The organism is Nocardiopsis sp. ATB16-24 (assembly GCF_030271535.1).
GTDB lineage: Bacteria > Actinomycetota > Actinomycetes > Streptosporangiales > Streptosporangiaceae > Nocardiopsis.
Window position 1 is genome coordinate 333,584 of sequence record NZ_JASCXJ010000003.1, and the last position, 19,812, is coordinate 353,395.

Consider the following 19,812-nt stretch of genomic DNA (forward strand, 5'->3'; position numbering starts at 1 on the left):
AGATCCACTGGTTCGTTCCGGCTCTTCCTGGCGCCCGTTGGGGGAACGGTGGATGGCCTTCCTCGGTGTCGCCTGGGTGGAGAGGCGTGCCTTATTCCCGGTGATCTTGCTCGGGGTGTCACTGCCGGGCGCTCCCAGTGACGCTGGGAGCAAGATCACGGGGGAAGGGGCAGGTCGGGGTGGGCGGAGTGGGGTCTGGATCCGGGAAGAACAGGGCACCCCGTCACCGTTGGACGGAGAAAGGTCCCTCTGGGCTCTGGGGAAGGTCCCTCTGGGTCTCGGAGAAAGGTCCCCTGGGGGCTCGGGAGAGGGGTTCCCCGGGGTCCCGTGGGCACGTCCGGGGCGCGACCCAAGGCATGGCCCAAACCGTGACGCTGATCACTTTTCCTCAGGGTGACGGGTCGAACAGTCCATTCCACCGAGGGAGCCCGGGGCCGCGCCCTAGGATGGGACGACACGCAGGGGCCAGGCCGCGCAGGTGTGCCGAAAAAGCGGAGGTTGTGTCATGGAGCAGGAGTACAACGACTACGAGGGCAAACTGCTACCGCCGGGACTGACCTACGATGACGTGCTCCTCGTACCGGCCTACTCCGACCTCCAGCCCGGTGAGGTGAACACCACCACCCGCCTCTCCCGTAACCTCAGCCTGCACATACCCCTGCTCTCCGCGGCGATGGACACCGTCACCGAGGCGCGCATGGCCGTGGCCATGGCCCGCCAGGGCGGCGCGGGCGTCCTGCATCGCAACCTCTCGCCGGAGGAACAGGCCAGCCAGGTGGACCTGGTCAAGCGCTCCGAGGCCGGCATGGTCACCGACCCGGTCACCTGTCGGCCCGAGGACACCCTCGCCGACGTCGAGAACCTGTGCGCCCACTATCGGATCTCCGGTGTCCCCGTCACCGACGCCGGCGGCACCCTGGTCGGCATCGTCACCAACCGCGACATGCGCTTCGAGAGCGACCGCGGCCGTCTGGTCCGCGACGTCATGACCACGGAGAACCTGGTCACCGCCCCCGTCGGCGTCAGCCGTGAGCGGGCCTTCGAGCTCCTGCGCAGCCACAAGGTCGAGAAGCTGCCCCTGGTGGACGAGCATGATCGGCTGCGCGGCCTGATCACCGTCAAGGACTTCATCAAGAGCGAGCAGTTCCCCGACGCCACCAAGGACGCCGACGGCCGCCTCGTCGTCGGCGGCGCGGTGGGCGTGGGCGCCGAGGCCGAGGAGCGCGCCAAGTTGCTCGTGGAGGCCGGGGCCGACTTCATCGTCGTGGACACCGCCCACGGGCACTCCTCCGGGCTCGCCGACATGATCGCCAAGCTCAAGGCCAACTCCCGCGTGGACGTGGTGGGGGGCAACGTCGCCACCCGCGCCGGGGCGCAACTGCTCATCGACGCCGGGGCCGACGCGGTCAAGGTCGGCGTGGGGCCGGGTTCGATCTGCACCACCCGCGTCGTGGCCGGTGTGGGCGCCCCGCAGCTCACCGCGATCCTGGAGGCCGCCAGGGCCTGTGGACCGGCCGACGTCCCGCTCATCGCCGACGGAGGACTCCAGTACTCCGGTGAGATCGCCAAGGCCATCGCCGCGGGCGCCAGCACGGTGATGCTCGGCAGTCTCCTGGCCGGGGTGGAGGAGAGCCCCGGCGAACTGATCTTCATCAACGGCAAGCAGTTCAAGGCCTACCGCGGCATGGGGTCGCTCGGCGCCATGCGCGGACGCTCCTTCTCCAAGGACCGCTACGCCCAGGCACAGGTGGCCTCCGAGGACAAGCTGATCCCCGAGGGCATCGAGGGACAGGTGCCCTACCGCGGCCCGCTCCAGGCGGTCGCCCACCAGCTCGTGGGGGGCCTGCACCAGTCCATGTGGTACGCCGGAACCCGCACGGTGGACGAGCTGCGTGAGCGCGGTCAACTGATGCGCATCACCAGCGCCGGACTGCGTGAGAGCCACCCGCACGACGTCAAGATGACCGTCGAGGCGCCCAACTACAACGTGCGCTGACGATCGGAACCCGCTCGGGCCGTCGGGGTCTCCCCGGCGGCCCGAGCCGTTCTTCCACGTCCCCCACGACCGGCCGCCGACGCCGCCGTGGCGCCGTGCCTGGGAGCGCCGTCGCCCGCTCCGTCCGGGTCCGGCGGCGGTCTCGGACGGGCCGATAGACTCTCGGCGGCAGGGACCGCGCCGGTAGACCATCCGGTGACGCACGTCAGAGGGGATCGAAACGTTGGCTCAGGTGGAGATCGGGCTGGGCAAGAACGGGCGCCGCGCCTATGAGCTCGACGAGATCGGGATCGTGCCCGCCCGCCGCACACGGGACCCGGAGGAGGTGTCCATCGCCTGGCAGATCGACGCCTACCGGTTCGAGACGCCACTGGTGGTCAGTCCCATGGACAGCGTCGCCTCTCCCGAGACGGTCGTGGCCGTGGGGGAACAGGGCGGTCTCGGTGTGCTCGACCTCGAAGGGCTCTGGACGCGCTACGAGGACCCCGAGCCGTTGCTGCGCGAGATCAGGGAGCTCGACGACGACGCCGCGACCAGACGTCTTCAGGAGATCTACTCCGCGCCCATCAAGGAGGAACTGATCGGCCGCCGGATCGAGGAGATCCGCGACGCGGGCCTGGTCACCGCCGCGCGGCTGTCGCCGCAGCGCACCGCCCAGTACCACAAGGCGGTCGTCGACGCGGGCGTGGACATCTTCGTGATCCGGGGCACCACGGTCTCGGCCGAGCACGTGTCCGGACGGGCCGAGCCGCTCAACCTCAAGCAGTTCATCCACGAACTGGACGTGCCGGTCGTGGTCGGCGGCTGCGCCACCTACACCGCGGCCCTGCACCTGATGCGTACGGGCGCAGCCGGCGTGCTGGTCGGCTTCGGTGGCGGCTCGGGGCACACCACCCGTTCCGTGCTGGGCGTGGCCGTGCCGATGGCCAGCGCCATCGGGGACGTGGCCGCGGCCCGCCGTGACTACCTGGACGAGTCCGGGGGACGCTACGTGCACGTCATCGCCGACGGGGGCATGACCAGCAGCGGCGACATCGCCAAGGCCCTGGCCTGCGGCGCCGACGCGGTGATGGTGGGCTCCCCGCTCGCACGCGCCACCGAGGCCCCCGGCGGCGGCTACCACTGGGGCAGCGAGGCCCACCACGGTGAACTGCCGCGTGGCGAGCGGGTCCGGGTGGGCACGATCGGCGACCTGAAGTCGATCCTGCACGGTCCGGCCTCCACCAGTGACGGCTCCATGAACCTCATGGGGGCGCTGCGTCGCACGATGGCCACGTCCGGCTACACCGACCTCAAGGAGTTCCAGCGGGTCGAGGTCGTGGTCAACCCGCACCACTAGGGAGTGTTTTTTAGAAGGCTTTCGGGTCAGCGAGCGGCCGTCCAGGCAATCTCTCGCAAGACGATGTGCGAAGTTCAGCCTGGTTGTGCTTCACGAGCGCAGAGGCGTAGCGAGAGGCGGCCTGGTGGACGCGAGCCCGGAATGATTCAAAAAACACGACCTAGTCCCGCGAGGGCGAACACGGGGGCCGCACCGATGGTGCGGCCCCCGTCCGTTTTCCCGGGATCGTCGCGAACGTGCGTGCGTGAGGGGCTGGACAGGTACCGCCACCGGTCGCGTACTTTGGTGAGGTCCTGAAGTGGGATTGACGTTTTTTTGACGATCTGGGGAGCCTATGGGTAAGCGGCGTGCAAAGCGTCGCGGCCGCGGTCCGGTGGTCGCGGTCTGCGTGACACTCGCGCTCTGCCTGCTGGTGACGGGTGGCGTGGTCCTCCTGGTCGACCGGATATCCAGTGCGTTCAACGATTGGTCGCCCCACGGAGCCTCCGGCGTCGAGCCGCCCGCGGGCACGATCCAGACGCCGCCGCACGACGAACTCACCGGCCCGCCCGAGGTCTCGGAGGTCACTCCGGCGGACGAACGGCCACCCGCGCAGGCGGGCGCCGACGAACGACACTCCCCCCTTCCCGCGGCCTCCCGGCCCAGTGACGCGTGGCTGGACCGGGTCTCGGAGGCCACGGGCGTTCCCCGGCGCGCCCTGGAGGGGTACGCCGGCGCCCAGTTGGCCTTGGCGCAGGAGCACCCCGACTGTCGGTTGTCCTGGCCGACGCTGGCGGGGATCGGGTTCGTGGAGTCGCACCACGGCACCTTCGCCGGAGGAGAGATCGGCCCCGACGGTGTCACGACGGTCGACATCATCGGGATCCCGCTGGACGGCACCAACCGGACGCGGGCCGTCCCCGACACCGACGGCGGCCGCTACGACGGCGACGTGGAGTGGGACCGGGCGATCGGCCCCATGCAGTTCATCCCCCAGACCTGGGAGATCTGGGGCGCCTCGCTCTCCGGCGCCGACCCCGACCCGCACAACATCGACGACGCCGCGCTCTCGGCGGGGCGTTACCTGTGCGCGGAGGGGCGCGACCTGACGGTGGGCGCCGACTGGGAGGAGGCGATCCTGTCGTACAACCGCTCCCGCGCCTACGTCAACGACGTCCTGGCCTACGCGCACGCCTACGCCGACGCCTCCTGAGGGTCCCGGCCGGGAGGCCGGCGTCCTCGCGCACGAAGTCTCCACCGCGTCATGTGAGACACGCCGGTGAGCGGGCGTCCGGTTTGTCCGACACCGACCGTTAGCCTGGGGTCCTCTTCGATGGGCACGGGCCAGGGCGGGTATGCGCCTGGGAGTGCCCACATCGAGACGGAGGAGACGGATGGCTACCACCTGGCTGGGACCCCAAGGACGCGGCGAGGCGCTTGAGGCGATGACCGACAGGGAACTCGACGTTCTCGTGGTCGGAGGAGGCATCGTCGGGGCGGGGATCGCCCTGGACGCGGTCTCACGCGGACTGTCCACCGGGCTGGTCGAGGCGCGTGACTTCGCCTCGGGTACCTCCAGTCGTTCCAGCAAGCTCATCCACGGCGGACTGCGTTACCTGGAACAGTTCGACTTCGAGCTGGTCCGCGAGGCGCTCCAGGAACGCGGACTGCTGCTCACCACGCTCGCCCCGCACCTGGTCCGTCCGGTGCCCTTCCTCTTCCCGTTCGCCCGCCACTGGGAACGCGCCTACATCGGCGCGGGTGTCACCCTCTACGACGCCCTCGCCCTGTCCTCGCGCAACAACCGGAGCCTGCCCGCACACCGCCACCTGAGCAGATCGGGGGCCCTGCGCGTCTTCCCCGCGCTCAAACGCAACGCCCTGGCCGGGGCCATCCAGTACTGGGACTGCCAGGTCGACGACGCCCGCTTCGTCATCAGCGTGCTGCGCACCGCGGCCGGGCTGGGCGCGCGCATCGCCTCCCGCACCCAGGCGGTCGGTTTCCTGCGTGAGGGCGAGCACGTGGTTGGCGCCACCGTCACGGACCTGGAGAGTGGTGAGGAACTGCGCATCCGCGCACGCCAGGTGGTCAACGCCGCGGGAGTGTGGACCGACGACATCCAGGAGATGGTCGGCGGGCGGGGCCAGATCCATGTCAGCGCCTCCAAGGGCATCCACCTCGTCGTGCCGCGCGACCGCATCCAGGCCTCCTCGGGGATGATCCTGCGCACCGAGAAGAGCGTCCTGTTCGTCATCCCCTGGGGACGTCACTGGATCATCGGCACCACCGACACCGCGTGGGACCTGGACAAGGAGAACCCGGCCGCCAGTCGTGCCGACATCGACTACGTCCTGGACCATCTCAACCAGGTGCTGCGCACACCTTTGAGCAGGGACGACGTGGAGGGCGTGTACGCGGGGCTGCGTCCGCTGCTCTCGGGGGAGTCGGAGGAGACCTCCAAACTCTCCCGTGAGCACACCGTCGCCCACCCCGTGCCCGGACTGGTCCTCATCGCCGGGGGCAAGTACACCACCTACCGGGTGATGGCCAAGGACGCGGTGGACGCGGTCGCGCACGGACTGGGCAACGGCATCCCGCCCTCGGTCACCGACAAACTGCCCCTGGCGGGGGCCGACGGCTACTGGGCCCTGTACAACCAGCGGCACCGACTGGCCCGGGACTCGGGGCTGCACGTCTCCCGTATCACCCACATGCTGCGCCGTTACGGCTCCCACATCCACGACCTGCTCGACCTGATCAGGGAACGTCCCGACCTCGGCCGACCGCTCGCGCACGCCGACGACTACCTGCGCGCCGAGGTCGTCTACGCGGTCGAGGCCGAGGGGGCCCGTCATCTGGAGGACGTGCTGTCCCGGCGCACCCGTATCTCCTTCGAGACCTGGGACCGGGGTATCGCCGCCGCCGACGAGGCGGCCGCGCTGCTCGCCGAGTCCCTGGAGTGGAGCGAGGAGCAGATCGCACGCGAGGTCGAGTACTACCGCAAGGGGATCGCGGCCGAGCGCGCCGCGCAGGAGCAGGACACCGACCAGGAGGCGGACGCCATCCAGCACGGTGCTCCCGAGATCGTCCCCGGGGCGAGCATCATGCGTCCGTGAACGTGCCCCGTGGCACGGAGGACCCGCTGACGTCGGTTCCGACCACGGGCAGTAGCCCGGAGCACACGGCTTGGTTAGGGTGCGGTGTAGCCCCCCCACACGACCAAGGACGCGAAGCCATGATCAAGGTGCTGCTCGTCGAGGACGACATCCGGTTGGCCGACGCCCTCGCCGGTGCGTTGGAGGCCAAGGGTTACGCGGTCGAGCAGGCGCGTACCGCCGACGGCGCGCTCGCCGCCGCACCCGCTGACCTCGTCCTGCTCGATCTCGGCCTGCCCGACATGGACGGCATCGAACTGTGCACCCGCCTGCGAAGGCGGAACGAAGTCGGGGACACGGCCGTCATCATGGTCACCGCCCGGGGCGGACAGCACGAACGTGTCCGCGGCCTGCGGTCGGGCGCCGACGACTACGTCGTCAAACCCCTGGCCATCGAGGAGCTGTGCGCACGGATGGAAGCCGTCCTGCGTCGTACCCGCAAGTGCGTCGACCCGCCCATGGACGCGGGACCTTTGAGGGTGGACCCCGCTACCCGCGTCGTCACCCGCGACGGGAAGCAGGTCGAGCTCACCCGTAAGGAGTTCGACCTGCTCACCGTGCTGGTACGCGAGGCGGGCCGGGTCGTCTCCCGTGAACAACTGCTGCTGAGGGTGTGGCGGACCACCTGGCCAGGCACTCTGCGCACTCTGGAGGTGCACGTCGGCACGCTGCGCTCCAAGCTCGGTGCTCCCGGGCTCATCGAGACCGTGCGCGGTGTCGGCTATCGGCTGAGAGCGGGTGGTGAGGCTCCCGCGGCGGAAGGGGCGGCCGTCCGCCCCGACTCCGTCCCCGACGCCGGTTCGCCCGCCGTGCCTTCTCCGGCCGGGAGCGCGGTCCCGGCCCAGCGGTCCTGACCCTCGCGCGGTGCGCCGCCGAGTGCTGACCGTGTACGTGACCCTCCTGGTCGCGGCCTGCCTTGGACTGGCGGTGCCCCTGTGCGGGAGCATCGCCGCCCGGGGCACCTCGGACATGCTCCTGGACAGGATCAACGACACCGCTCGCTTCGCGGGCCTGGCCGAAACCGGCGTGCTCACCGGCGAGGCCGACGCGCTGATCGGTGAGCTGGCCGCCTACGACCAGCTGTACGGCATCCTCGTCGTCATCATCGACCGGGAGGGCCGCGTCGTGGCCTCCTCCCGCGAGGGCGTCGTCCCCGTGGTCATGGCCCTCAGGTCAGGGCCCGGGGGTGAACTACCCGAAGTCGTCCGGAGCGCTCTCGCGGGACACCGGACGGGGACCGACACGGTCGTCTATCCCTGGCAGAGGGGACCGCTGATCGTCGCCGAGCCCATCGACCGATCCGGAGAGGTCCTGGGCGCGGCGGTCACCGCCTCGCCCACCGGTTCGCTGCGCCGCGCCACCCTCGTCCAGTGGTGCGCGGCCTGGGCCGCCGTGGTCGCGCTGATGGTCGCCGGCATAGCCGCCGCGGGTCCCCTCACTCGCTGGGTCCTGCGTCCGATCGACGACCTGGACGAGGCCACTCGGGCGATCAGCGGCGGCAGCCTGGACGTTCGGGTGCGTGCGGCCGCCGGCCCGGTCGAGCTGCGGCGTCTCGGGGAGTCCTTCAATCGGATGGCCGACACGATCGCCTCGATGCTGGAGAGCCAGCGCACCTTCGTCGCCTACGCGGGCCACCAGGTGCGTAACCCTCTCGCCGCTCTGCGGCTGCGTGTGGACGGTCTGGCCCGCCATCTGACGCCGGAGGGCGCGGAGGGGCACCGTCTGGCGTTGGACGAGGTGGACCGTCTGGCCCGGGTCTGCGACAGTCTGCTCACCCTCGCCCGTACGGAGGACGCCGGGCACTCCATGGTGTGGGAGGACGTCGCGGAGGTCGCCGACGACCGTGTGTCCTCTTGGGCGCCGATCGCAGAACGCGCCGGGGCGGTCCTGGTGCGCGAGGGCGACACGGGCGTGCGGGTCCGGTGTGTGGAGGGCACCTTGGACCAGACCCTGGACGCCCTCATCGACAACGCCCTGAAGTTCGGTGGGCCGGGCGTGCGGATCACGATCCGCACGCGTCGGACGCAGGAGGGCCCGGACGGCGGCTCCCACGTCGACGTGCACGTGGTGGACGACGGCCCGGGCCTACCCGAGTCCGATCTGGAGCAGGCCACCCGGCCGTTCTGGAGGGACGGGCACGTCGGAGCGGGCGGCTCGGGTCTCGGATTGTCCATCGTCGTCGCCCTGCTGGAGATGCAGGGCGCCCAGCTGTCCCTGCGCCCCGCCTCTCCCCGGGGGATCGACGCACGTATCCGCCTTCGGGCCTGAGTCGGGGCGCGGCGTCGCGGCTGCGGCCCAAGGGAGGGCCGGAGGTCAGCCTCCCGGGTCATGGGCGTACTTGACCTCGCGGTAGTAGGCGACGGCGCCCGGGTGCAGGGGGACGGGCAGGGTGGAGATCGCCGAGCGGGGATGCAGGTGCAGCACCACCGGGTGGAAGCCGGTGAGCCGGGGCCGGGAGTCGAACAACAGCCGGGTCAGCTCCGTGGCGATCCTGTCGGGCATGGAGGTGTTGACCACCAGGAGGCTCGGTACGCCGATGGTGCGCACGGCGGGCACGTCGGGGTAGGTACCCGCGGGAACCGGTAGCTCGGAGAAGTGCCCGCCGTACCCTTCGACCAGGTCCGGTACGTGTTCGGCCAGGTCCAGCAGTCGAACGGGTACGCGTTCGGCCAGGTCGGAGACGGCCTGGGTCGGGAGCCCTCCCGACCAGAAGAAGGCGTCCACGCGGCCCTCTTCCAGGGCCCGGGCCGAGGCGTCGATGGGTAGTCTCAGCCGCGTCACACCCTGTTCACCGGTCTCCTCCAGACCCTCCAGTTCCAGGAGCCGCTCGGCCATCATCTGGGTGCCCGATCCGCGCGCCCCCACCGACACGGTGCTTCCGGCCAGGTCGGAGACCGTCTCGTAGGAGGAGTCGGCCCGCACGACCAGGTGGGTGTGGTTGTCGTACAGGCGCGCGATGGCCGCCACGGGCAGCGGTTCCTCGAAGGGCTCCTCGCCCGCCACCGCGAGGGCGGCCACGTCGGCGAGGGTGAAGGCGGCGTCCACCTCCCCGGCCGCGACCATGCGGTTGTTCTCCACGCTCGCGGCCGTGGTCAGGACGACGACCTCGGTGTCCGGACGGGTGGTGCTCGCCTGGGCAAGGCCCGCACCGTAGGCGTGGTACACCCCGCCGGTGCCGCCGGTGCCGATGGACAGACGGAGGGGCTGGGAGACCGGTGGCTGTGAACAGGTGAGAAGGGAAGCGGCGACCAGGAACGTCGTGAGGAGCGCTCCGGGAACCGTTCTCGGTGACCGGGTGGGGGACCGCGCCATGGCAAGAACAATAGCAAGCGGAGAGAAACCTCAGAAGAGGCTCAAATCCGGTGCCGCAGGCTACGGATGCCGGGGAATCGGCCACTACGTTCTCTGACAGCGGGACGACGCCCGGCGTGCCCCATGCGGCGCCACGCGGACGTCCAGCCGACCTTCACCCCCCCGAGAAGCATCCGAGAGGACACCCGACCATGCGACGCGCGACGCTGTCCCTGGCCGCCATCCCCCTCAGCGCTCTACTCCTGGCGGGCTGCGCCCAGCCGGCGGAGTCCGGAGACGACAAGGAGATCGCGATCGGCGGCGGCCCCGTCCAGAACCGGCTCAGTATCGTCACCGGCGGTACCGCCGGCGTGTACTACCCCATCGGGGGAGCTCTGAGCACCATCATCGGCGACAACCTCGAAGGCCAGACCGGCTCGGTCGAGGCCACCGGCGCCTCGGTGGAGAATCTCCGCCTGCTCGGCCGCGGCGACGGCCACCTGGCCATCGTCCAGGGCGACGCCGCCGACCAGGCCGCCACCGGCATGGCCGATTTCGAGGGCTCCCCGATCCAGACCTACTCGCTGGCCGTGCTCTACCCCAATGTCCTCCATACGGTGACCCTGGCCTCCATCGCCGAGGACAAGGGCTTCGAGTGCTTCTCCGACGTGGTCGGCAGCCGCTACTCCATCGGTGACATCGGCAGCGGCAACGAGGCCACGACCAAGCAGGTCTTCGAGTCCCTGGAGATCGCCACCGCCGATGTGGAGGTGGACCAGCTCGGCTACGCCGAGACCGCCAGCGCCCTGCAGAACAACCAGCTGGACGCGGGGTCATGGGTGGTCGGTGAGGGCCACGCCGGCATCACCGAACTCGGCACCACCGACGACATCCACATCATCCCGCTCTGCGAGGAGGAGCGCGCCGCGGTCGTCAACGGCTACGGCGGCTACACCGAGCACATCATCAAGGGCGGGACCTACCCGGGTGTGGACGAGGACGTGCCCACCATCGCCGTGTGGAACTCCCTGGTCGTGGCCGGCGAGTTCAACGAGGACCAAGCCTACGACATCACCTCGGCCATGTTCGAGCACATGGACCAGATCATCGACGTGTACGCCCCCGGCGAGGAGTACCTCGTCCCCGAGACCATCCTGAACAGCCCCGTCCCGGTGCACCCCGGTGCCGTCCGCTTCTATGAGGAGCAGGGTGTGCGGCTCCCCCAGGAACTGCTTCCCTAGACGGCGCCTTCCATGAGCACGTCCTTCGAGGTGAGCGGACACGGTTCCGCGGACACGGGGACCACCTCCCAGCGTCGGCGGACCGTGGCACTCGTGACGTGCGGCACCGTTCTGGCCATGGTCCTCACCGTCCCGGCGCTGCCGCTCCGGCCCGCCCTCCGCCTCAGCGACGAGGGCGACACGGTCGGCCACCTTCCCCTGGCCGAGGGGGAGCGGTTCACCATCGCCTACGTCCACTCCATCGACGGGTTGCCGATCGAGGAGGACATCGATGTCCGCGACGGGCGCATGGTCGTCGACGCCACCCGGCTCCGCCAGTTCGGCGCGGGCATGGGCCACATCCCCGGTGAGGGGACCGGTCACGCCGACGGCGAATGGTGGGTCGTCGACGGGATCGGCCGGGACATCGGCACGGAGCTCGTCATCAGGGTCGGTGCCCCCACCACCGACCACCGGATCCGCACACCCGACGACGAGGTTCGACTGTCCCGGTGCTTGGCCGCTCGGCCGGTGACGGTGGAACCGGTCCGAGTCTCCGCGCTCCGCCTGCTGTTGGAGGGCGGCCCCGGCCCGGAGTGCTGAGAACCGCCCGCAACCTTCCGCCCGCCACTCGCACGGGCCGTTCGACGTTCTGCCCCGCCGAGACCCACGAGGAAGAAACATGGTTGAGAACCCGTCCCAGGTCAGGGGCGACACCCAGGGAGCGAACGATCTCGACGGGACCACGGGTTCGGGAGATTCCGTTCCCGGGGGCGACGGTACGGTCGTCCGCGCCGGGGAGCCCTCGAAGGGAGCCGGCGCTGGACGCCGCACGGCGGGCACGTCCGCCGACGCGCTCCCCGACGTGGACGGTGGGAACGAGCACGCGGATCCCGTCTGGAGGCGGATGGCCGTCGAACGCTGGGGCGAGGGCACCGCCGCCTCCGTCATCGGCGTCGTGGTCCTGGCCCTGGCCACGGCCCTGACGGCCTTCCAGCTCTACATCGCGCTCCGCGCCGGACTCGACGCCCGGGAGCAGCGGCTCATCCATCTGATGTTCGTCATGGCGCTGGTGTTCCTGGTCAAACCGGTCCTGCCCGGTCGGGCGGGACGTTCGGTTCCCGCGCTGGTGTTCGATCTGGTGCTGATCGCCGCCACCGTGGTGGTCAGCTTCTACCCGATGGTGCATCAGGCCGCGTTGGCCTCTCGGGCCGGTGCCTACACCGACGTCGACTGGATCATGGGCCTGGCCGCCATCGTCCTGCTGCTGGAGGCGACCCGCAGGTCGGTCGGCATGATCATGGTCGTGATGGTGACCGCGTTCATCTTCTACGCGTGGATCGGTCCGCTCATCCCCGGTCAGTTCGGGCACTCCGGCGCCACCATCCAGCGCATCGCCACCCACAGCTACCTCGGCGACGGCATCTACGGGCTGACCCTCGGCGTGGTCGTCACCTTCGTGTTCGTGTTCATCCTGTTCGGCGCGCTGCTGTCCAAGACGGGGGGCGGCAACTTCTTCGTCGGCCTGGCCTACGTGCTCACCGGACGCATGGTCGGCGGTCCCGCCAAGGGAGCGGTCCTGGGCAGCGCCCTGATGGGCTCGGTGTCCGGCAGCGCCATCGCCAACGTGGTCAGCACTGGACCGTTCACCATCCCGCTGATGCGCAAGGTCGGCTACAGGAAGCACGACGCGGCGGGTGTGGAGGCGGCGGCCTCCACCGGCGGGCAGATCCTGCCCCCCATCATGGGCGCGGGCGCGTTCATCATGGCCGAGCGCACGGGCATCCCCTACGCCGACATCGTCAAGGTCGCCATCATCCCCGCGCTGATGTACTTCGGCGTGATGTTCCTGTTCGTGGACATCCTGGCGCGTAAACACAAGGTCGAGATCGCCGAGAGGTCGGAGCTGCCCACCCTGCGCGCGGTGATGAGGGCGGGCTGGCACTTCCTCGCCCCGCTGATCCTGCTCATCGTGCTGCTGCTCAACTATGTTCCGCCGACCCGGGCGGGCCTGTACGCGTGCGGTGCCCTGCTGGTGGTGGCGATGCTGCGGGCCGGGAGCCGGCTGACCACCAAGGACTTCCTGGAGGTGTTCGTGCTGGCCGCACGCAACACCTTGCCGGTGTCGGTGGCCTGCGCGGTGGCGGGTGTCATCGTCGGCATGGTCGGCTTGACCGGGCTGGGCCTGGTGCTGTCCAACGTCCTGGTCACCGCGTTCGCGGGCAGTTTGCTGCTCACTCTGCTGATGGTCGCCCTCACGTCGTTGATCATGGGCATAGGCCTGCCCGTCACGGCCTCCTACGTCGTCCTGGCGGTCCTGGCGGTCCCCGCCCTACAGGAGCTGGGGCTGGCCGTGATCGTCGCGCACATGGTCGTGTACTGGTACAGCCAGGACTCCAACGTGACGCCGCCGGTGGCCTTCGCCGCGTTCGCCGCCGCCGGCATCGCCAACGCGGACCCGATGCGCTCCGGGCTGTCCGCGTGGAAGTTCGCCAAGGGTCTGTACCTCGTCCCCCTGCTGATGGCCTACGGCGCCCTGATGGCCGTAGAAGGTCCGGTGGAGGAGCTGGTCGTGGCGGTGGTCACCGGCTGCGTGGCGTTGGCGGCGGCGGCGATCGCCATCGAGGGCCACTTCCTGCGCCGCACCCTGCTGGGGGAGAGGCTCGGACTGGCCCTGGCCGCCATGTTGGTCATAGTCGCCCCCGAGTGGAGCGACCTGTTCGGGGCGGTGCTGTCGATCCCCGTCGCACCGGGATGGTTCGTCCTGGCCGGTTCGGTCATGTGTGTCGTGCTGATCGCCTTCCACGTGATCGGCCACCGTGTCGCGGCGAGGCCCGCGAAACGGACCGAGGACGGGGAAGCGGCCGGAGCCGGGAGCGGGCACGAGGACGGGACCACCGCCACCGAGAAGTGACTCCGTGCCGCCGCGGCGGCGGGGGCGCGACCGGTTCGGGGGCGGACACGAGGGTACGAGCCCGCCGCACATGCCCTACGCTCTGCTGGCATGTGGCGATTCGGACGTAGACCTCGCAGGGCGGCGCGCACCCTTGACATCGCGGCGCTCCTGGTCCCGGAGGTGCCGGACGTCGATCCGGTGCTACGGGCCGCGTGCGAGGCGGTACGCGAGGGCGACGTCGACGCCGGCCTCCCCCTGTTGGTGGAGAGCCGTGAGGATCCCGAGGTTCGTGCGCTGAGGGCCGCGGGGCTGGGACGGGCCGCGGCCGGCCGCCCCGAGGAGGTCGCCATGCTCGCCGAGCACGGCGCGGACCGGGCCGACGTCATGTTGTGGTCAGGCTACGCGCTTTTGTCGCGGGCGCTGGACGGACGGCCCCCGGTCCTCTCCAGCGCCGAACGCAAGGCCGCCTCCGGCACCCTGCACAAGGCGAAGGAGGCACTGGAGGCCGCGGCCGCACTGCGTCGCGACGACGCGGTGCCCTGGGAGGGCCTCCAGGCCGTCGCGCTCAGGCTGCTCGCCGACAGGGAGACTATGGACCGGCTCTGGCGCGAGACCGTCGCCCGGGCGCCCCACCTCTTCCCCGCCCACATGACCAGGGTCCGGGCGCTCGCGGCGGTCTCCACGGAGGCGATGGAGATGTTCGCCTTCGCCGGATCGGTCGCCGACACCGCCCCCACCGGCAGCCCCCTCCCTGCCGTGCTCGCGTTGGCGCACGCCGAGCACCTGAGCCGGGAGCGCGCGCGACTGAGGAGGGAGGGGAACATGGACTACATCGTGGATCTGGCCATGGGCCGTCTCCACGGTGAGAACGTCCAGGAACTGTTCTCCTTCGCCCGCGACTGGGTCGCCGAGGCCGTTCCCCACCCGCGGGACGCACAGGCGCACCACCTCTACGGCTGGGCCTTCCATCGGGCCGGGATGACCGAGGCCGCGCGCTGGCACCTGAGCGCCGTGGGCACGATCTCCTGTGAGCTGCCGTGGTCGCTCTTCGGCCACGCCCCGAGCGAGTCGGCCCGCGCCATGGGCGAGCTGGGCGTGGACCCGGGGCGGGCACCCGACGTCCCGCCGTCCTTCTGAGGAACCGGCGTGGTGAGTAGCCGTGCTCAGGCGCGCACGGCGCGTGGCCGGGATGCTCGTGTCATGAGCCACGTCTCCCACGTCCCCGTGTCCCGTCTCTTCCTGTCCGCCTCGGCCACCGCCCTCGTCGCCGTCTGCCTCGCCCACCTGGTCGGGTGGGGGGTCGGTGGGTACCTGCTCCTGTCCGATCCTGTCCCCGACGCGAACATCGGCGCCGGGCTGGCGCTGGTCCTGCTGCCGCTGCCCCTGGCGGCCGTGCTCGTCTGGCCCATGGCACTGCTCACACGGTTGCCCCGGCCGGGCGTGACCGCCCTGATCGCCGCGCCCCCGTACCTGGTCGTGTCCGGAGCCGTGTACCTGCTGTGGACCCGGGTCGAGGACCACACCGTTCCCGGAGCGTTAGGGGCGATCACGGGATCGGTGGGGGCCCTGGTGGTCGCCGAGGTGCTCGTCCTCACGTCCGTACTGGCCCTCACCACGTGGATCGTCCGGCGCCGCGACCGCTGACGGGCCCCTCCCCGCCGGGAGCGGCCCGGCCCCCGGCGGGGAAAACACCTGGCCGCTTCCAGGTGTTTCGGACACAATGCACGGGTGCTACTGACGATCACGACCACGACGAACCCGGCCACGGACCTCGGCTTCCTGCTGCACAAGCATCCCGACAGGGCGCAGAGCTTCGCGCAGAGCTTCGGGACCGCCCACGTCTTCTACCCCGAGGCGACGCGGGAGCGCTGCACCGCGGCGCTGTTGCTGGACGTCGACGCGCAGGCGCTGTTGCGTACACGCACGTCGGTGAGCACACCCGACCTCGCGCTCTCCCAGTACGTCAACGATCGCCCCTACGCCACGTCGTCGCTGTTCGCGGTGGCGCTGGGTCGGGTGATGCGCTCCGCTCTCAAGGGCAGGTGCGAGCGACGTCCCGCACTGGCGCGCACCCCCATCCCGTTGGAGCTGCGCATGCCGGCGGTGCCCTGCCGGGCCGGGGCCGACCGCGTCCGCGCCCTCTTCGAACCTCTGGGCTGGACGGTGGCGGCCGAACCGGTGCCGCTCGACCCGGGACTGCCCGGCTGGGGGGACTCCCACTACCTGTCGCTGACCCTCACCGGCACCGTGCGCCTGTCCGAGGCGCTCAACCACCTGTACGTGCTGTTGCCGGCCATGGACGGAACCAAGCACTACTGGGTGGACCGGAGCGAGATCGACAAACTGCTGCGTGCCGGGGGGCCGACCGGAGCGGAGACGAGCGGAGACGATGAGGACGACGGCGCCGTCGAAGCGCCCGGCTCCGAGACCGGCTGGCTCGTGGGCCACCCCGAGCGCGCCTGGATCACCCGCCGCTACCTCCACCGGAACGAAGGCCACGTCCGTACCGCCCTGGCCCGCCTCGCCCAGGCCGAGGGCCTGCCCGAGGACGAGGAACAGCACGACCCCGCCGTGGAGGAGGCGTCGACGGACGGAGGGCGGGACGAACGCGGAGCCTCACTGGCCGAGGAGCGCGCGGGGGCGGTCATGGCGGTGCTGCGGGCCGAGAAGGCCACCAGCGTCCTCGACCTGGGGTGCGGTTCGGGAAGGCTGCTGGAACGACTGGTGCGTGAGCCCTCCCTGGAACGGATCACCGGAGTGGACGTCAACGTCACCGCCCTCGAACACGCCCACCGCAGGCTGTGCCGGGGATGTGACCCGCGTGGGCGGGGCCACCACCGGCCCCTGTTCTCCGACGCCCGCGGCCGGGGCGGTCCGAACGCCGGGGCCACCCGGGCCGAACTGCTCGTGGGCTCGCTGGTCTACCGGGACAGACGTCTGCTCGGGTACGACGCCGCCGTCCTGATGGAGGTGATCGAGCACCTGGACCCCTCCCGGCTGCCCGCCATGGAGGAGAACGTGTTCGGGGAGGCCCGGCCCCGCGTGGTCGTGGTCACCACGCCCAACGCCGAGTACAACACCCACTACGAGGGGCTCGCCCACGGCTCGTTCCGGCACGGCGACCACCGTTTCGAGTGGTCACGGGCCGAGTTCGCCCTGTGGACGGACCGGGTGGCCCGCACCTACGGCTACGACGTCCGACACCTGCCGGTGGGCCCCGAACATCCCGAGACCGGCGCCTCGACCCAGATGGGAGTCTTCACCCGATGAGCACGACAGAGAAGGCCGAAGCCACCGCGCCGCGCGTGCTCGGCGTGCCCGAGATGGGACTCGTCGTGCTCATCGGCGTGTCCGGCGCGGGCAAGTCGACCTTCGCCGCCAGGCACTTCAAGCCCACCCAGGTCATCGGCTCCGACTACTGTCGGGGCCTGGTCAGCGACGACGAGAACGACCAGTCGGCCAGTGCCGACGCGTTCTCCCTGCTGCACACCATCGTGGACATCCGTCTGCGCAGGGGACTGCTCACCGTCGTGGACGCCACGAACGTGCAGCCCAAGGCACGCGCGCAGCTGGTGCGCATCGCCAAGGACAACGACGTGTTGTCCACCGCGATCGTGCTGGACGTCCCCGAGGCCCTGGCCAGGGAGCGCAACCGTGACCGACCCGACCGGGACTTCGGCGACCACGTCATCCGGCGACAGCGGCGTGACCTGCGCCAAGGTCTCAAACGACTTCCCCGTGAGGGTTTCCGCAAGGTCCACGTGCTGCGGGGGGTGGAGGAGATCGACACCGCCGTCATCGCCCTGGAACGCGCCTGGCCGGACAGGCGCGAGCTGACCGGACCGTTCGACATCGTCGGGGACGTCCACGGCTGCCGCGAGGAACTGGAGGAACTGCTCGGCGAGCTCGGTTACGTGTTCTCCCGGGACGACCAGGAGCGTGCGGTCGGAGCGCGCCACCCCGAGGGCCGTACCGCGGTGTTCGTCGGCGATCTCGTGGACCGTGGCCCGGACAGCCCCGGGGTGCTGCGTCTGGTCATGGGCATGGTCGCCGACGGCGACGCCCTCTGCGTGCCGGGGAACCACGAGAACAAGCTCGTCCGGGCACTGAAGGGGGCCGATGTCCGGTTGACGCACGGTCTGGCCGAGACTATGGAACAGCTGGGACGGGAGAGCGAGGAGTTCCGTGAGCGCGTGCTCGCCTTCTGCGACGGGCTGGTCAGCCACCTCGTCCTGGACGGGGGCAGGCTGGTCGTCGCGCACGCCGGACTCAAGGAGGAGTACCACGGGCGTGCCTCCGGTCGTGTGCGCTCCTTCGCCCTGTACGGCCAGACCACCGGGGAGACCGACGAGTACGGGCTTCCGGTCCGGCTGCCGTGGGCGCGCGAGTACCGGGGGAGGGCGGCCGTGGTCCACGGCCACACGCCGATGGTCAAGGCCGAGTGGCTCAACAACACCCTCTGCCTGGACACCGGCTGCGTGTTCGGCGGAAAGCTCACCGCCCTGCGCTATCCCGAGCGGGAACTGGTGGAGGTGGCGGCCCACCGGACCTGGTACGAACCCGCCAGGCCCTTGGTGGAGGAGACGACGCGGGAGGCGGGTGGGCGCCCGGACGTCACCGTGGACATCACCGACGTCGGCGTCGGTGGCCCCCGCACCGGACTGGAGGTCCGGACGAGGTACGGGATCGTGCGCATCGACGCGGGCGGCACCCTGGCCGCCTTGGAGGCGATGAGCCGTTTCGCGGTCGATCCGCGCTGGCTGCCGTACCTGCCGCCCACCATGGCGCCCGCGCCGACCTCGGCCGAGCCGGGGCTGCTGGAACACCCCTCCGAGGCGTTCGCCTCCTACCGAGGAGCCGGCGTGGGCGAGGTCGTGTGCCAGGAGAAGCACATGGGCTCGCGCGCCGTGGTCGTGTTGTGCCGTGACGAGGCCGCCGCCGAACGCAGGTTCGTCCCCGGGGAACGAGGGGTCGTGTACACCCGGACCGGGCGGCCCTTCTTCGACGACCCCGTGCTCCAGGGAGAGGTGGTGGACCGGCTCAGGCACGCGGTCACCGAAGCCGGACTGTGGGACCGTCTGGGCACCGACTGGATCGCCCTGGACGGGGAGATGCTGCCGTGGTCGGCCAAGGCCCGGTCCCTGATCCGCGATCAGTACGCGTCGGTGGGCGCCGCCGCCCGCGCCGCGCTGCCCGCCGCCGGTCTCGCGCTGGCCGCCGCGGCCGAGCGGGGCGTGCGGGTGGAGGAACTGGTGGACAAGGTCGCGCGCCGCACGGCGCAGACCGAGGAGTTCAGCCGGGTCTACCGACGTCACTCCTGGGACACCGACGGCACGGCCGGGCTTCGGTACGCGCCGTTCATGGTGCTGGCCTCCGAGGGCAGGGAGTACGGCGACGCCGACCATCTGTGGCACATGGCGATCGCCGAGAAGCTGGCCGAGGCCGACGGCCTGATCCGACCCACCCGCTACCGCGTGGTGGACACCACCGACCCGGCCGCGTGCGCCTCCGCCACCGACTGGTGGACCGCACTGGTCTCGGCCGGAGGTGAGGGGATGGTGGTCAAACCGGTCCTGGGCGCACGCGCCGAGGGGCCCAAGGGTCTGGTCCAGCCGGGGCTGAAGGTGCGCGGTCCCGAGTACCTGCGGATCGTCTACGGCCCCGACTACACCGATCCGGAGCGGATGGAGGTCCTCAAGGACCGCGGGCTCGGCCGCAAGAGAGGGCTGGCCATGCGCGAGCACAAGCTGGGTCTGGAGGCGCTGAGCAGGCACGCCGCCGGAGAACCGTTGTGGCGTGTCCACGAACCGGTGTTCGGTGTGCTGGCCCTGGAGTCGGAACCGGTCGACCCCCGCCTGTAGGGGCGGGTGGCGGGGCCCACGCGCGACCTCCGCGTGGGCCCCGCCACCGTCGCACGTCCCCAGGCCCCGCGCGCC

General features: G+C 70.7%; 14 protein-coding genes. 13 read left to right on the forward strand and 1 reads right to left on the reverse strand.

Annotation, left to right across the window (positions count from 1 at the left end):
- Positions 1-505: 505 nt before the first annotated feature.
- The 6 genes from guaB (at position 506) to PFX91_RS05810 (ending at position 8,737) form a co-directional block, all read left to right on the forward strand.
- Positions 506-1,996 carry an IMP dehydrogenase gene (gene guaB / locus PFX91_RS05785; protein WP_285729962.1) on the forward strand — a complete coding sequence of 497 codons (1,491 nt, stop codon included), beginning with the start codon at positions 506-508 and terminating at the stop codon, positions 1,994-1,996.
- Positions 1,997-2,228: 232 nt separating this feature from the next.
- A complete protein-coding gene (locus PFX91_RS05790) occupies positions 2,229-3,335 on the forward strand; it encodes a GuaB3 family IMP dehydrogenase-related protein (protein ID WP_285730092.1) in 1,107 nt (368 codons plus the stop codon).
- Positions 3,336-3,669: 334 nt separating this feature from the next.
- Positions 3,670-4,527 carry a lytic transglycosylase domain-containing protein gene (locus tag PFX91_RS05795; RefSeq protein ID WP_285729963.1) on the forward strand — a complete coding sequence of 286 codons (858 nt, stop codon included), beginning with the start codon at positions 3,670-3,672 and terminating at the stop codon, positions 4,525-4,527.
- 181 nt (positions 4,528-4,708) lie between these two features.
- Positions 4,709-6,430 carry a glycerol-3-phosphate dehydrogenase gene (glpD, locus tag PFX91_RS05800; protein ID WP_285729965.1) on the forward strand — a complete coding sequence of 574 codons (1,722 nt, stop codon included), beginning with the start codon at positions 4,709-4,711 and terminating at the stop codon, positions 6,428-6,430.
- A gap of 119 nt (positions 6,431-6,549) precedes the next feature.
- Entirely contained in the window at positions 6,550-7,323 is a 774-nt protein-coding gene (locus PFX91_RS05805; RefSeq protein WP_285729966.1) for a response regulator transcription factor, read from the forward strand.
- 10 nt (positions 7,324-7,333) lie between these two features.
- Positions 7,334-8,737 (forward strand): sensor histidine kinase, encoded by a 1,404-nt coding sequence (locus PFX91_RS05810; RefSeq protein ID WP_285729967.1) that lies wholly within the window; start codon positions 7,334-7,336, stop codon positions 8,735-8,737.
- A 45-nt stretch (positions 8,738-8,782) separates the two neighbouring features.
- Here the strand turns inward: PFX91_RS05810 and PFX91_RS05815 are convergent, their stop codons facing one another.
- Positions 8,783-9,781 carry a TAXI family TRAP transporter solute-binding subunit gene (locus PFX91_RS05815; RefSeq protein WP_285729968.1) on the reverse strand — a complete coding sequence of 333 codons (999 nt, stop codon included), beginning with the start codon at positions 9,779-9,781 and terminating at the stop codon, positions 8,783-8,785.
- A gap of 191 nt (positions 9,782-9,972) precedes the next feature.
- Between PFX91_RS05815 and PFX91_RS05820 the strand changes: the two genes are divergently transcribed.
- The 7 genes from PFX91_RS05820 to PFX91_RS05850 all read left to right on the forward strand — a co-directional run bounded on the left by PFX91_RS05820 (position 9,973) and on the right by PFX91_RS05850 (position 19,737).
- Positions 9,973-11,001: a TAXI family TRAP transporter solute-binding subunit gene (locus PFX91_RS05820; RefSeq protein ID WP_285729969.1), complete on the forward strand. Its 1,029-nt coding sequence runs from the start codon at positions 9,973-9,975 to the stop codon at positions 10,999-11,001.
- 12 nt (positions 11,002-11,013) lie between these two features.
- Entirely contained in the window at positions 11,014-11,583 is a 570-nt protein-coding gene (locus PFX91_RS05825; RefSeq protein WP_285729970.1) for a DUF1850 domain-containing protein, read from the forward strand.
- 79 nt (positions 11,584-11,662) lie between these two features.
- Complete coding sequence (locus tag PFX91_RS05830) at positions 11,663-13,894, forward strand: TRAP transporter permease (RefSeq protein ID WP_285729971.1); 2,232 nt, start codon at positions 11,663-11,665, stop codon at positions 13,892-13,894.
- A 90-nt stretch (positions 13,895-13,984) separates the two neighbouring features.
- A complete protein-coding gene (locus PFX91_RS05835) occupies positions 13,985-15,013 on the forward strand; it encodes a hypothetical protein (RefSeq protein WP_285729973.1) in 1,029 nt (342 codons plus the stop codon).
- A 63-nt stretch (positions 15,014-15,076) separates the two neighbouring features.
- Complete coding sequence (locus tag PFX91_RS05840) at positions 15,077-15,520, forward strand: transporter (protein ID WP_285729975.1); 444 nt, start codon at positions 15,077-15,079, stop codon at positions 15,518-15,520.
- A gap of 84 nt (positions 15,521-15,604) precedes the next feature.
- The gene (locus PFX91_RS05845) at positions 15,605-17,146 is read left to right on the forward strand and encodes a 3' terminal RNA ribose 2'-O-methyltransferase Hen1 (RefSeq protein ID WP_285729977.1); all 1,542 of its coding nucleotides are present in this window, start codon (positions 15,605-15,607) and stop codon (positions 17,144-17,146) included.
- On the forward strand, positions 17,143-19,737 hold the full coding sequence (locus PFX91_RS05850) for a polynucleotide kinase-phosphatase (protein ID WP_285729978.1): 2,595 nt from the start codon (positions 17,143-17,145) through the stop codon (positions 19,735-19,737). The genes PFX91_RS05845 and PFX91_RS05850 overlap by 4 nt, the downstream gene beginning before the upstream one ends.
- Positions 19,738-19,812 lie beyond the last annotated feature (75 nt).

Coding starts and splice junctions, on each gene's coding strand:
- PFX91_RS05805 (WP_285729966.1), top strand. CDS start 6,550: ATGATCAAGGTGCTGCTCGTCGAGGACGACATCCGGTTGGCCGACGCC.
- PFX91_RS05815 (WP_285729968.1), bottom strand. CDS start 9,781: ATGGCGCGGTCCCCCACCCGGTCACCGAGAACGGTTCCCGGAGCGCTC.
- PFX91_RS05830 (WP_285729971.1), top strand. CDS start 11,663: ATGGTTGAGAACCCGTCCCAGGTCAGGGGCGACACCCAGGGAGCGAAC.
- PFX91_RS05850 (WP_285729978.1), top strand. CDS start 17,143: ATGAGCACGACAGAGAAGGCCGAAGCCACCGCGCCGCGCGTGCTCGGC.
- PFX91_RS05840 (WP_285729975.1), top strand. CDS start 15,077: ATGAGCCACGTCTCCCACGTCCCCGTGTCCCGTCTCTTCCTGTCCGCC.
- guaB (WP_285729962.1), top strand. CDS start 506: ATGGAGCAGGAGTACAACGACTACGAGGGCAAACTGCTACCGCCGGGA.
- glpD (WP_285729965.1), top strand. CDS start 4,709: ATGGCTACCACCTGGCTGGGACCCCAAGGACGCGGCGAGGCGCTTGAG.
- PFX91_RS05835 (WP_285729973.1), top strand. CDS start 13,985: ATGTGGCGATTCGGACGTAGACCTCGCAGGGCGGCGCGCACCCTTGAC.
- PFX91_RS05825 (WP_285729970.1), top strand. CDS start 11,014: ATGAGCACGTCCTTCGAGGTGAGCGGACACGGTTCCGCGGACACGGGG.
- PFX91_RS05820 (WP_285729969.1), top strand. CDS start 9,973: ATGCGACGCGCGACGCTGTCCCTGGCCGCCATCCCCCTCAGCGCTCTA.
- PFX91_RS05795 (WP_285729963.1), top strand. CDS start 3,670: ATGGGTAAGCGGCGTGCAAAGCGTCGCGGCCGCGGTCCGGTGGTCGCG.